11 protein-coding genes are annotated in these 11,396 nt (G+C 71.8%); 3 read left to right on the top strand and 8 right to left on the bottom strand.

The genetic code is table 11. From position 1 onward, the window contains the following. Positions 1–92: 92 nt before the first annotated feature. The 7 genes from K6I34_RS20825 to K6I34_RS20795 form a co-directional block, all read right to left on the bottom strand. A complete protein-coding gene (locus tag K6I34_RS20825; RefSeq protein WP_229327828.1) occupies positions 93–1,286 on the bottom strand; it encodes a ferritin-like protein in 1,194 nt (397 codons plus the stop codon). A gap of 13 nt (positions 1,287–1,299) precedes the next feature. Continuing rightward, positions 1,300–3,354 (bottom strand): GMC family oxidoreductase, encoded by a 2,055-nt coding sequence (locus K6I34_RS20820; RefSeq protein WP_229327827.1) that lies wholly within the window; start codon positions 3,352–3,354, stop codon positions 1,300–1,302. Further along, positions 3,351–3,920 carry a sorbitol dehydrogenase family protein gene (locus K6I34_RS20815; RefSeq protein ID WP_229327826.1) on the bottom strand — a complete coding sequence of 190 codons (570 nt, stop codon included), beginning with the start codon at positions 3,918–3,920 and terminating at the stop codon, positions 3,351–3,353. Before K6I34_RS20815 ends, K6I34_RS20820 begins: the two co-directional genes overlap by 4 nt. Before the next feature lie 208 nt (positions 3,921–4,128). Then, entirely contained in the window at positions 4,129–4,845 is a 717-nt protein-coding gene (locus K6I34_RS20810) for a L,D-transpeptidase family protein (protein WP_229327825.1), read from the bottom strand. Positions 4,846–5,087: 242 nt separating this feature from the next. After that, entirely contained in the window at positions 5,088–5,657 is a 570-nt protein-coding gene (locus K6I34_RS20805) for a sugar O-acetyltransferase (RefSeq protein ID WP_229327824.1), read from the bottom strand. Positions 5,658–5,842: 185 nt separating this feature from the next. Next, positions 5,843–6,172, bottom strand: coding sequence for a putative quinol monooxygenase (locus K6I34_RS20800; protein WP_121802213.1), 330 nt, complete (start codon positions 6,170–6,172; stop codon positions 5,843–5,845). Positions 6,173–6,447: 275 nt separating this feature from the next. Next, positions 6,448–7,260: an ATP nucleotide 3'-pyrophosphokinase gene (locus K6I34_RS20795; RefSeq protein ID WP_229327823.1), complete on the bottom strand. Its 813-nt coding sequence runs from the start codon at positions 7,258–7,260 to the stop codon at positions 6,448–6,450. Between the two features lie 471 nt (positions 7,261–7,731). Between K6I34_RS20795 and K6I34_RS20790 the strand changes: the two genes are divergently transcribed. Continuing rightward, positions 7,732–8,391: an NADPH-dependent FMN reductase gene (locus tag K6I34_RS20790; RefSeq protein ID WP_229327822.1), complete on the top strand. Its 660-nt coding sequence runs from the start codon at positions 7,732–7,734 to the stop codon at positions 8,389–8,391. Between the two features lie 2 nt (positions 8,392–8,393). On the opposite strand, the gene K6I34_RS20785 is transcribed toward K6I34_RS20790, so the two are convergent. Continuing rightward, the gene (locus K6I34_RS20785; RefSeq protein ID WP_229327821.1) at positions 8,394–9,458 is read right to left on the bottom strand and encodes an ATP-dependent DNA ligase; all 1,065 of its coding nucleotides are present in this window, start codon (positions 9,456–9,458) and stop codon (positions 8,394–8,396) included. 88 nt (positions 9,459–9,546) lie between these two features. Here K6I34_RS20785 and ligD point away from each other — a divergent pair, with 88 nt between their 5' ends. Both ligD and K6I34_RS20775 read left to right on the top strand, forming a co-directional pair. Beyond that, complete coding sequence (gene ligD / locus K6I34_RS20780) at positions 9,547–10,626, top strand: non-homologous end-joining DNA ligase (protein ID WP_229327820.1); 1,080 nt, start codon at positions 9,547–9,549, stop codon at positions 10,624–10,626. Between the two features lie 141 nt (positions 10,627–10,767). Continuing rightward, entirely contained in the window at positions 10,768–11,166 is a 399-nt protein-coding gene (locus tag K6I34_RS20775; RefSeq protein ID WP_229327819.1) for an SH3 domain-containing protein, read from the top strand. Positions 11,167–11,396: the final 230 nt, after the last annotated feature.

Below are 11,396 nucleotides of genomic sequence, written 5' to 3'. Positions count from 1 at the left end.
CCCCCGGACCCCGTGTGAGCCTTGCGGCCCGGCGTCACCTCCTTCGTCCGAGCTGCGCCCACTGGGGTGGGTGGTGCGCTCGGTGCGCGGCCTCAGGTCCGTCGTGGCTGGTCGCGCAGTTCCCCACGCCCCTGATGGGGCGCCCCGACCCGGGTGAACAACGGTTCGTACGTCGCGCTGGCATGCAGCCCCCGCCTCCGTTTCGCCGGGTCCGGGTGCGGATTCCGGTACAGGCCCTCCGCCAGCCCCCGCAGCTCCGCCATCATCGGCACCGTTTGCCCCAGGCTCTCCGGCTCTCCCGTGAAGGCCCGTTCCAGAACGCACAGGAGCCCGGCGTACGCCTCGTTGAAGCGGTCGGCGGCGTGCCGCACCGCGCTGCCCTCGGGGAAGTGGGCCGCTTTGGCGGCGGGGTCGATGCGGTAGACGGCTTCCCGGTCGACTTCGACGGCAGGACCCGTCGGTCCTGACGCCGGTGTGTCGTACGGTCCGTAGGCGCGCTCCCGGCGGAGCTCGTCGAAGCGGAAGTAGTGCGCGGGCTCCCGGGCTTCCCCGAAGAGGCGGTCGTCCGAGTCGAAGACGGTCCGGTCCACGCCCTCGCCCTGCTCGGTGATGACGCGCAGCGCTTCGAGGGCGGAGGCCAGGCCGGTGACGGGGAAGAGCTCGCCGCCGGAGTTGTAGAAGTGCTCCGGGCCGAGCTGGCGGCGCGGGTCGCCGCGGAAGAGCTCTTCCTCGCCGAGCTCCTCCGCCAGCCGGACCAGGCCCGTGCCGATCGTCCTGTAGAACTGGCCGATCGAGGTCCACCCGCCGTCGTCCGCGACCGAGGGGTGGCCGGGTGGTTCGGCCACGTACTCCGGGCGCTCGATACGCAGGAAGGTCTCCAGGGCCTTGTCGCCGAAGTGCCGCAGAGCGACGGGGAAGTGCTCCTTGCTGTACGGCAGCCGGGCGGGGTAGCCCGTGACGAAGCGGGAGTGCGCCACCAGCGGGCTGCCGTCGACGGCGTTCAGCACGTTGGCGACCAACGCCATATGGAGCATCTCCTCCAGCACGATGGCCCGGATCGTGTAGAAGGCGGGGCGATTGGTGCCGGGGCGCAGGGTGTACATCGCCGTGAGGTAGGGCGGGATGGTGAGGTGTTCCAGCGTCAGCGCGGCCTGGAGGAAGACATGCAGGTCGGCGCGGTCGCGCGGGACGCGGAACGGGGGTTCCTCGACCAGCGCGAGCTGCTCCGGGAGGTCGGTGTCGTCGGGAGGGCCGTCGTGCGTGACGGAAGGGCGGACGGTCGCCATGGCCGTCGTCCTCCTAACTCGTCCGAGGGGTGGCGGGGGACGGGACGGCGCCCGCTCCGGAATCGGTGGTCGGGGTTGGTGAAGAAGGAACCGGCGGAGGAGGATCCGGCGGAGAGGAACCCAGGGGCCCGGTGTGCTCGGCGGGCCCGGGGAGCACGGTGACGGGCGCGTGGGCTGACGCGTGCGCGGGCCGTACGTCCACCGGCCGGTGGAGCGCGGTGAGGTCGCGGTGGATCTGTTCGCTGCTGCGCAGGGCGAGGGCCGCCAGGGTCAGGGACGGGTTGGAGGTGCCCACCGACGGCATGCTGCCGCAGCCGACCGCGTAGAGATTGGGGTGCTCCCAGCAGCGCTGCCACGGGTCGACCACGGAGGTGTCGCGCGAGCCCCCCATGACGTGGGTGCCCGCTCCGTGCCCGGCGCCGTGGAAGACCCAGTCGCCACCCTCGAAACGGAAGTGGCCGGGGGAGAAGGGGCCGGGCCCGTAGGCCGTGCGGTCCTCCGCGCCGAGCAGGCCGAAGATCCGGTCGGAGACGGCCTTCGCGGCGACCATGCCGCGCTTCACATGGTCGGACAGGTCGTACGTCAGGAGCGGCCGGGGGATGCCGAGCCGGTCGCGGCGGCTCGGGTCGAGGGTGACCCGGTTGCGGCTCTCGGCGCCCTGCTCCAGCGCGAACTGGAGGGAGAACTGACGGCTGATCCCGTCCCCCAGGGCGGTGCGCAGCTCGCTCCCGAACAGGGGCTTCCCGCGGGGCCGGCCGGAGTCACCGGTGATGCCGAGCAGCCGGGCGACGTCACTGGCCGGGGCGCCGGTCGGCCAGTTCCAGCCCCAGTTGCTGATCTCGATGCGGAAAGGGGCGCGGTTCCGCCGGGCGGGGCCCGTACGGAATCCCTCCAGACCGGAGGTCGAGGCGGGGCCGCGGAAGGGGCCGGTGGGGCCGGGCAGCAGCCCCCAGGTGAGCAGCACCGGGTGGTCCATGAGATTGCGCCCGACCTGGCCGCTGCGCCCGGCGAGCCCGGAGAGCAGGAGCAGTTTGGCGTTCTCGACGGCGTGCGCCGCGAGGACCACGATGTCGGCCTCGGCGGTGCGGACCGTGTGCGCCGCTGCCGCGGGGTCGTCGTAGGCGAGATATTCGACGCCGTAGGCGCGGCCGTTGCCGTGGGTCAGGACGCGGCTCACAGCGGCGTGGGTGACGAGGGTGACCCGGTGGTCCCAGCGGGCCTGGGTCTTGAGCGGGGTGTACTTGGCCTGGACAGGACAGATCGGCACGCAGGAGGCGTTGCCCACGCACCGCTCGCCGTAGTCGGGCAGGCCCACCGCGCCGACCGGACGGTAGCCCCGGCCCTCGTCGTAGCGCGGGTTCGGCGTGCTGTTGCGGGCGTGCGGAGTGGTGACCACGCGGAGCATCGTGTCCGGGGCGCCCGCGGAATCCGTGACGCGGACGCCGTCGACGGCCGCGGCGACGACGTGGTCCAGATGGCTGCGGGGGATCTCCCGCATCGGGTAGACGTACCCCTCGGGGAAGGGCAGGCCGAGCGCCTCGGCCTGCTCGGCGGCGTCACCCGCGACGCCCAGCTCCCGCTCGGCCGCGCGGTAGTGGGCCTCCAGGTCGGCGTAGCCGATCGGCCAGTCCCGGCCGTAATCGAAGGCACTGCGGACGGTGAAGTCCTCCGGGAGCATGCGCGGGGTGAGACCGAGCCAGTGCAGCGTGGTGCCGCCGTTGGCCCGTAGATAGTCGGTGCCGTAGGGCAGGGGGCCGTTCTGCAGGAGGTAGCCGTGCGTGCGGTAGCCGCCGTCGGGCAGCCCTTCGAGGTCGAGGAGATCGGGCGAGGGCGCGTCGGGATTGGGCCGGTAGGGGGAGTTGGGGACCTTGGCCAGGGCCGTGTAATACGTGTCGAGGGCGTCGAGGTGGCCGGGCCAGGTGCTGAGGGTGTCGGTGCCCGCCTCCAGGACGAGGACGCGCCAGCCCCGGTCGCCGAGCTCCTTGGCGACGAGCGTGCCCGCCAGTCCCGCCCCGACCACGATCGCGTCGTACCGGCACTGCCCGGCCGGGTGCGGTGCGGTGCTCACGAGGCCCCTCCGTCCGCCGGGCCGGAGGGCACCGGCGAGAGCCCTGACGAGAGCGCCGATGAGACCGCCGATGAGACCGCCGACGAGAGCACCGATCCTCCGGCACCGGGAGGAGGGGCTGCCCAGGTGCCGAAGCCGGGCGGTTTGGCGCCCGCGGGGTGGCCGTGGAAGGTCCGCCAGACCAGCCCTTCCGTGTACGCCTCGGGGGAGACGGTGAACGCGGCGTTCGCCCGCTCCCGGCCGAGCGCGGTGTGGACCGCGCGCGAGAGCTGCGGCCAGACGCCCAAGTACCACAGGTGGGTGATGGCACGGGCGATGTCGCGCGCTTCCTCGCCGGCCAGCCGGTCCGGGTCGCCCCCGGCCGTCTCCACGGCGGCGAGGAAACGCCCGACCGTCTCCCGGCCGAGCTGGTCGAGCACGGTGTCGTGATAGAGCCGGACCATGCCGGTCGCGTGCAGATCGTAGGCGTCGAAGCCCGTCAGGCGGACGGAGAGATCGACGAACCCCTGGAACTCGGGGTGCGGTGCGGCGGGCTCCTGCGCGGGCCCTGGGGCATGCGTCGCCATTCTGTACTACCCCCGTTGAGTGAAGCGCTGAGTGAAGCGTTGAGCGAAGGCGTGGCGCCGTGAGCGAAGGCGTGGCGCCTTTCCCTCCGAGTTCTATCCGAGCGACCTGGGCGGCGGAAGGGGGAATGAACTCACTTCACTCGTAAGGGTGTTCGCAGGATCGATTCGTCAAAGACGGCCGGGCGCGTCGCGCCCGCCGCCCCCTTCCTCAGGTGCCGGGCTTCCGGCCGTAGACGAAGACGTTGTCGCCGTTGTGGAGCATGGACCAGTACGTCTTCGCGTCCGACGCGCGCATGTTGACGCAGCCGTGCGAGCCGGGCGGCGACCAGACGCTGCCCTCGATGGCGTGGAACGCCTGTCCGCCGTCGAAGAACTGGGCATACGGCATGCGGACGTTGTAGAGGGTCGACCAGTGGTCGGCCGAACGCCAGTAGATCCTCTTGGAGCCCGTCCGGGTCCCGTTGCCTTCCCGCCCGGTGCGCACCGGCACCGGGCCGAACCGGACGGACCTGCCGTCCTGTACCCAGCTGATCTGGCGGGTGAGGTCGACGCAGGCGACCCGCCCCTCGTCGACGGGGCACTTCCCGGCAGCGTTGGGATCGCGGCGAGTGATCTCCTCCTGCATGGCGGCCCACGTCACCGGGCCCGCGTAGCCGATGTCGGGCCGGATGCCGTGCCGCATCTGGTAGTCCTGGATCGCGCGGCAGTCCTCCGGGGACTGGCGGCCGTCGGCCGGTCTGCCCAGGAACTTCTCGACGTCCTTCTGGTGCGGGCCCGTCCGCGTCGTGCACGTCGGTGCGGTCGCGTGCGCCGTGCCACCGACCGCGAGCGTCAGCGGGGCCGCCAGGCCCACCGCTCCGAGAAGTACTCCCAGTCGGCGTGCGAGGGCCGTTCCGGTTGCTCTCTTCTTCGCTTCTGCACTCATGATAAGTACGACAACGAAGGTCGTTGAGCGGTTGCGGCCCCGTGCCGTCCCGGCCGGAATCGCCCACGGGTGTCCGGAAGGTCCGCCCGGAAGCGGGCGGACCCCGGTGAGTCGGCCGGGCTGGTGAGCCACCGCCTTCACGGCTGCTTCACATTCCTGGCGGCAACTCGGCTGTCAATGAGCGTCGCGCGGGATGCGTGGGCCCGTCGGCGATTCCCGGCCAGTCCGTCCCGGGCCCTCGCTCACCCGGACCGCTCCCCGTCGAGCTTCCGTACGACCCGGGCCGGATTTCCGACGGCCAGCACGCCGGACGGAAGATCCCTGGTGACGACGGACCCCGCGCCGACCACCGTGTCGGCGCCGATGCTCACTCCGGGGCAGACGATGACCCCGCCGCCCAGCCAGACGTTGTCCCCGATCGTGACGGGCAATGCCTTCTCCCATCCCTCCCGTCGCCGCGCCGCGTCCATTTCGTGCAGCGGCGTCAGGAGCTGGACGTTCGGACCGATCTGTACGTCCTCGCCGATGGTGATCGGTGCGGCGTCGAGAAACACCGCGCCGAAATTGACGAACGTGCCGGCGCCGACGCGGATGTGGGAGCCGAAATCGCAGTGGAACGGCGCCCGGATGCGGACCCCGTGCCCGACCGACCCGAGCAGCTCTTCGAGGAGCGCGCGGCGCTCCTTCGGGGGAAGGACGCCCGCGTTGTACGCCGCGCACAGCTCCTCCCGGCGCAGGGAAGCCGCGCGCAGTTCGTCGTCTACCGGCAGGTACCAGTCACCGGCCAGCATGCGTTCCTTGTTCTCGCCCATGTGCCGCCCTCTCCGTCGGGTCAGCACACCGTTCACGAGTGCCGGAGAAACCGTCAAGGAGATTTCGGGAGCGGGAGCCGCGAGGCCGGTACGCGTCGGGAGCGGCCGGACACCGGAAAGCCGGTCGGCGGCGACACGGGAATCGCCGCCGACCGGCCTCCCGGCGGGCGCTTTCGGTCATTCGGTCAGACGTGGCGGGGGGTGAGCTCCGCCATGGCCGACCAGCCGTTGCCCGGCGCCTCGGTGCTGACGATCTGCGGGGTGGTCGCGATGGCCTCGGCCATGTTGTCCATGGCTTCCTTGAAGTGCGCGGAATTGACGTGCGCGTCCCCGGCCTCACGGGAGGCGAAGCCCTCGACCAGCACGAACTGGTTCGGGTTGTCGACGCTCTTGGACCACTCGAAGAAGAGGTTGCCCGGCTCCTCGCGCGTCGCCCGGGTGAAATCACCGACGAGGTCGAGCCACTTGTCACGGTACTCGGGGCGTACGTTCATCTTCACGACGATGAAGATCATCGATGTCTCCTGCGTTGTCGGACGGCACGGCCGTGGGTACGGGGCCGAAGGGGTCGGCCGGGCGGAGCGCGCCCGTGCCGTAGTCCACGGTGAGGCAGGCGGCGCCCTGAGCCGAAGCGGACACGGGCTCGATTCCGGACCTGCCGGAAAATTGCGCCGAGCGGGAGCGCTCCGCTTGGTTCACCCGTGTCCGTCTGGTGCCTTTGTCCGCGGGTCCGGTGGGGGCTGGGCGCGCCCGCGCGGCGGAGCCGCACAATGCAGCGGCCCCGCGCCCCTTACAGGGCGCTCTGTGCGGTGCGGGTGGCCGTTACCGGGCGGCGTGCGGGTGGGGCGCCCAGGGCCGGTGCGCCGTCGGGGACGGGCACCGACGCGAAGATCGCTTCCTGCTGTTCCTGGAGCTCCTTCGCCCGCTCCGCCGAAGTGCCGCGGAGCCGCTGCTCCTCGCGCAGCTTGCGGGTCACGTCCTGCGCCCACTTGCTCGACGGGGTGTGGAACTGCACCTCGAAGACATGGCCGGACTGCGGGTCGCGCCACGACGAGCCGATCCCCTTGGCGCTGTTCTCGCGGCCCCACGCGTTGGCCCATCTGACGTTGTCGTTGCCCCAGCTCGCCAGCATCGAGGAGACGGCGGAGACCCCCTTGGCGTACCGGCCGTCAGGCCATTCCAGCGTGTAGCTGAGCGAGTCGCCGATCCGGGCGAGCGTGGCGTCGACGCTCTGGCCCGGCGACCTGAGCGACGAGGCGACGCTGCGCTTGAGCGCGTCCTCGGACTTCAGCCGCTGGTCGAAGCCGATCAGGGTGGCATGACCGGCCACGGCGACCGCCCGCATCTCGGGGCTGATCGCCTGTTCGGCGTCCCGCGCGCGGGCGAGGAACTCGTCGACCTTCCGGTTCTCGGAGGCGCTGAGCGACAGCCCGCCCCCTCGCCAGCCGCCACCGTCCGCGCGCTGCCCGTCCCGGGCGGCGGCCTTGCCGGACGGTGCCGGGTGCGGGCCCTGGGCGAAGGCGCCGGGGACGGAGGCGGCACCGAGGACGGCGGTCAGCGCGGTGGCGGCCGCGGCGTGGTGGAGAGTGCGGTTGATGCTCATGCGGTGTGTGACCTCTCTCGACGGCCGCCGCCCGGGCCCGACGGCGGGCGATCGGCATACGGCGAGAAATACAGCAGATGAGAGCCCCCGCTGGTAGCCGAAACGCCCGGGGGCGCGGTGGGACCTTGCGAACTGTGGTCCATTGATATGAGCGCGTTGACCCATGTGGGCGAAACGCTGAGGTGCGTTGGGTTTGACGGTCGGATAATCCCGCTCGATTTCCCCGGAATTCCGGGGATGTTCGGCTCCGCCTGGAATTCCGACGATGGCCCGCGTGATGTGCGGCGTGATTCGGCCCGGTGGGGGAACGGTGGCAGAACGCGGCACAGCGGGACGGGGCGCACAAGAGAACCCGGTCGGCCGGGCGTCGTTGCGTGCGCGCTGCCCGGTGACGGCGGAAGCTGGACGTCCCGCGTCCGACACCACCCACGGAAGAGCCGGCCGACGCGGGATCACCCTGAGGAGGACCGCATGGCCACCGACGCACCGCCCCCGCCGACGCGTGTCCTGACCCTCGGCGCGTCACTCCGCGGCGACTCGCTCAACGCCCGGCTCGCCGCACTCGTGACCAGGCTCGTCGACCAGGCGGGCGCCACCGCGGACCCCGCCCACATGGGGGAGTTCACCATGCCGGTGTACGACGGGGACGTTGAGGCCGCGGAGGGCCTGCCAGCGGGCGCGCAGGCCCTCCGCGACCGGATCGAGGCGAACGACGCCCTGGTGATCGCCTCCCCCGAGTACAACGCCTCGGTGCCGGGCATCGTGAAGAACGCCATCGACTGGGTCTCCCGCTTCCGGCCGCAGCCCTTCAAGGACAAGCAGGCCCTGCTGGTCTCGGCGTCGCCCTCCATGGTCGGCGGCAACCGCGGCCTGTGGGCCCTGCGCGTCCCGCTCGAACACCTCGGCGCCCGTGTCTACCCGGACATGTTCAGCCTCGCCCGCGCCCACGAGGCCTTCACCGAGGAGGGCGACCTCGCCGACAGCGGGCACCAGGACCGGCTGGCGGAAACGGTGACCTCGTTCCTCCGGCTGGTCGAGGCGGACACCCGCTACGTATGCCTGCAGCGCCGCTGGTACGAGTTCCTCGGCGACCGCACCGACGCTCCTGTCACCCAGCGGACCCAGAACTGACCTCAGTCCTCACCGAGCACGTCGGCGAGGTCGAAGCGGGCCGTCTCCTCCAGCTGCGCGTACGTGCACTGCCCGGGTTCCCGGTCGGGCCGCCAGCGCCGGAACTGCGTGGTGTGCCGGAAACGGGTCCCCTGCAGATGGTCGTACGCCACCTCGCAGACCCGCTCCGGACGCAGTGGCAGCCACGACAGGTCCTTCGTCCCCGTCCAGCGGGAGGGCCCGCCGGGCAACCGTCCCGCGGCCTGCGCGTCCGGGTCCGTCCACCGCTCCCAGGGGTGTCCCTCGGCGCTCCCCATGCGCAGCGGCTCCAGCTCCGTCATCAGCTCCTGGCGGCGCCGCATGGGGAACGACGCGCACACGCCCACATGCTGGAGGGCACCCTTCGCGTCGTACAGCCCGAGCAGCAGGGAGCCGACGACCGGGCCGCTCTTGTGCAGGCGCAGGCCCGCCACCACGCAGTCGGCGGTCCGCTCGTGCTTGACCTTGATCATGACGCGCTCGCCCGGCCGGTACGGGAGGTCCGGCGGCTTGGCGATCACGCCGTCGAGACCCGCGCCCTCGAACCGCTCGAACCAGACGCGCGCCGTGGCCTCGTCGAGCGTCACGGGCGCCAGGTGCAGGGGTGCCCGGACGTCCCGCAGTGCATCGGCCAGCGCCTCGCGGCGCGCGTGCTGCGCGGTGTCCAGCAGCGCGGCGTCACCGAGGGCGAGCAGGTCGAACGCGACGAAACTCGCCGGGGTGACCTCCGCCAGGTGGGTGACGCGGGAGGCGGCCGGGTGAATGCGTTCGAGCAGGGCGTCGAAGTCCAGGCGCCCCTCGCGGGCGATGACGATTTCCCCGTCCAGGACGCAGCGCGGCGGCAGCTGCGCCAGCAGGGCCCGGACGACCTCGGGGAAATAGCGGGTGAGCGGTTTGGCGGTGCGGCTGCCCAGCTCGACGGTGTCGCCGTCGCGGAAGACGATGGCCCGGAAGCCGTCCCATTTCGCCTCGTACTGCATGCCGGGGGGAATCGCCGACGCGGGCTTGGCCAGCATCGGCCGCAGCGGCGGCATGACGGGCAGGTCCATGCCCGTGATTGTGCGGCCCCGCCCGCTCTCGCGCCCGTCGGTTCCCGCGTGTGTTGTGGGGCACCACGGGTCCGCTTAGCGTGAGGACATGGGCGAGGCAATGGAACTCACCATCGGCGAGCGGGTGGTGCGGCTTTCGCATCCGGACAAGGTGTATTTCCCGGAGCGCGGATTCACCAAGTACGACGTCGCCCGCTATTACCTGAGTGTGGGGGACGGAATCGTCCGCGCGCTCCGCGACCGGCCGACGACGCTCGAACGTTACCCGGACGGAGTCGGCGGCGAGTCGTTTTTCCAGAAGCGCGCCCCGCGGAATCTCCCGGACTGGATTCCGACGGGCCGGATCTCGTTTCCCAGCGGGCGGTACGCCGACGAGCTGTGCCCCGGCGAGGTGGCGGCCGTCGTGTGGGCGGCGAACCTGGGGTGCCTGACCTTCCACCCCTGGCCGGTCCGGCGCTCCGACACCGACCACCCGGACGAGCTGCGCATCGACCTCGACCCGCAGCCCGGCACCACGTACGCCGACGCCGTGCGGGCCGCCCTCGACCTGCGCGGCGTGCTGGAGGAGCTCGGGCTCACCGGCTGGCCGAAGACCTCCGGCGGGCGCGGCCTGCATGTCTTCGTGCCGATCAGGCCCCGGTGGACCTTCGTCCAGGTGCGGCGCGCCGCGATCGCCGTGGCCCGGGAGCTGGAACGCCGCGCGCCGCGCGGTGTCACCACGAAGTGGTGGAAGGAGGAGCGCGGCGAGAAGGTCTTCGTGGACTACAACCAGACCGCGCGCGACCGCACCATCGCCAGCGCCTACTCCGTACGCCCCCGGCCGCACGCCCCGGTCTCCGCGCCGCTCCGGTGGGAGGAAGTGCCGGACGCGGTCCCCGAGGACTTCGACCTGGCCACCATGCCCGCCCGCTACGCCGAAGTGGGCGACGTGCACGCGGGGATGGAGGACCGGCCCTGCGACCTGGACGCGGCCCTGGAGCTCGCCGACCGCGACGAGCGCGAGCACGGCCTGGGCGATCTGCCCTACCCTCCCGAGCACCCCAAGATGAAGGGCGAGCCGAAGCGGGTCCAGCCCAGCCGCGCCCGCAAGGAGAAGGCGCCCGGGGAGTCGCGGCGGAAGCCGCCGCGGGAGCCTCCTGCGGAGCCTGCCGAGGAGCCTCCTGCCTGAAGGCTTCCTGACGGTTTGTCCGGCAGTCGATACATAGGCATGAGCCTGTTTGGGTCTATGTCGATTTATTCCGGTTTACCGCTGGTGGGGCGGTGGAACGTCGGCAATGCGTTTTCCACTCCGGACAACAGGGAGCTGTTTATGACCCAGACACTCAGGACTCGTGGCGTGGCATTCTCGGTGGCCGTGCTGGCCGGGGGGATGCTGGCGGCCACACCTGTCCAAGCGGCTGCACCGGTGCCCGTCCCGGGCCAGCCCTACGGCACCATCACCAGCACCACCGGCCTCAACGAGCGGGCCTACCCCAGCACGGACTCCCCGGTGCGGGCCACCCTCACCCACAACACCAAGGCGGGTCTGCGCTGCAAGGTCCGCGCACAGCGGATCAACAACAGCGACACCTGGTACCTGCTGCGGGACCGGCCCACGTGGGTCCACGGCGGCCACGTCTCCAACACCGGCAACGTCCCCTTCTGCCGGGACATGACGCACGCGGTGCAGGAGAACAGCACCCCCGTGGTCCGGGCCGCGGAAGGCTGATCCGACCGGGCCCCGACCGGCCCCGACCGGCGGCGGCGCACCGGTGCCGCGCCGCCGCCCGCCACGCAGCGGCCGCCCACAGGCGGCCGCTGCGTCCGGATCACACCGATATCGCACCGATTCCGGGCGTGGGGCCCGGATTCACGCACGTCCCGCGGGCGGTGGCAGTGGGGCATCCTGCCCCCGGAGAGGGCCGTGGCCTCTACAGTTGCTGTTGCCTCCCCGTATCG

Origin of the sequence: Streptomyces sp. UNOC14_S4 (assembly GCF_020740835.1) — a bacterium.
GTDB lineage: Bacteria > Actinomycetota > Actinomycetes > Streptomycetales > Streptomycetaceae > Streptomyces.
The sequence above is the reverse complement of the archived record's forward strand: the minus strand, read 5'-3'. Positions and strand labels throughout refer to the sequence as shown.

What these genes read in the sequence shown, in the direction of transcription:
- K6I34_RS20825 (WP_229327828.1), bottom strand. Translation starts at nt 1,286, where the DNA reads ATGGCGACCGTCCGCCCTTCCGTCACGCACGACGGCCCTCCCGACGAC.
- K6I34_RS20815 (WP_229327826.1), bottom strand. Translation starts at nt 3,920, where the DNA reads ATGGCGACGCATGCCCCAGGGCCCGCGCAGGAGCCCGCCGCACCGCAC.
- K6I34_RS20810 (WP_229327825.1), bottom strand. Translation starts at nt 4,845, where the DNA reads ATGAGTGCAGAAGCGAAGAAGAGAGCAACCGGAACGGCCCTCGCACGC.
- K6I34_RS20805 (WP_229327824.1), bottom strand. Translation starts at nt 5,657, where the DNA reads ATGGGCGAGAACAAGGAACGCATGCTGGCCGGTGACTGGTACCTGCCG.
- K6I34_RS20800 (WP_121802213.1), bottom strand. Translation starts at nt 6,172, where the DNA reads ATGATCTTCATCGTCGTGAAGATGAACGTACGCCCCGAGTACCGTGAC.
- K6I34_RS20795 (WP_229327823.1), bottom strand. Translation starts at nt 7,260, where the DNA reads ATGAGCATCAACCGCACTCTCCACCACGCCGCGGCCGCCACCGCGCTG.
- K6I34_RS20790 (WP_229327822.1), top strand. Translation starts at nt 7,732, where the DNA reads ATGGCCACCGACGCACCGCCCCCGCCGACGCGTGTCCTGACCCTCGGC.
- K6I34_RS20785 (WP_229327821.1), bottom strand. Translation starts at nt 9,458, where the DNA reads ATGGACCTGCCCGTCATGCCGCCGCTGCGGCCGATGCTGGCCAAGCCC.
- ligD (WP_229327820.1), top strand. Translation starts at nt 9,547, where the DNA reads ATGGGCGAGGCAATGGAACTCACCATCGGCGAGCGGGTGGTGCGGCTT.
- K6I34_RS20775 (WP_229327819.1), top strand. Translation starts at nt 10,768, where the DNA reads ATGACCCAGACACTCAGGACTCGTGGCGTGGCATTCTCGGTGGCCGTG.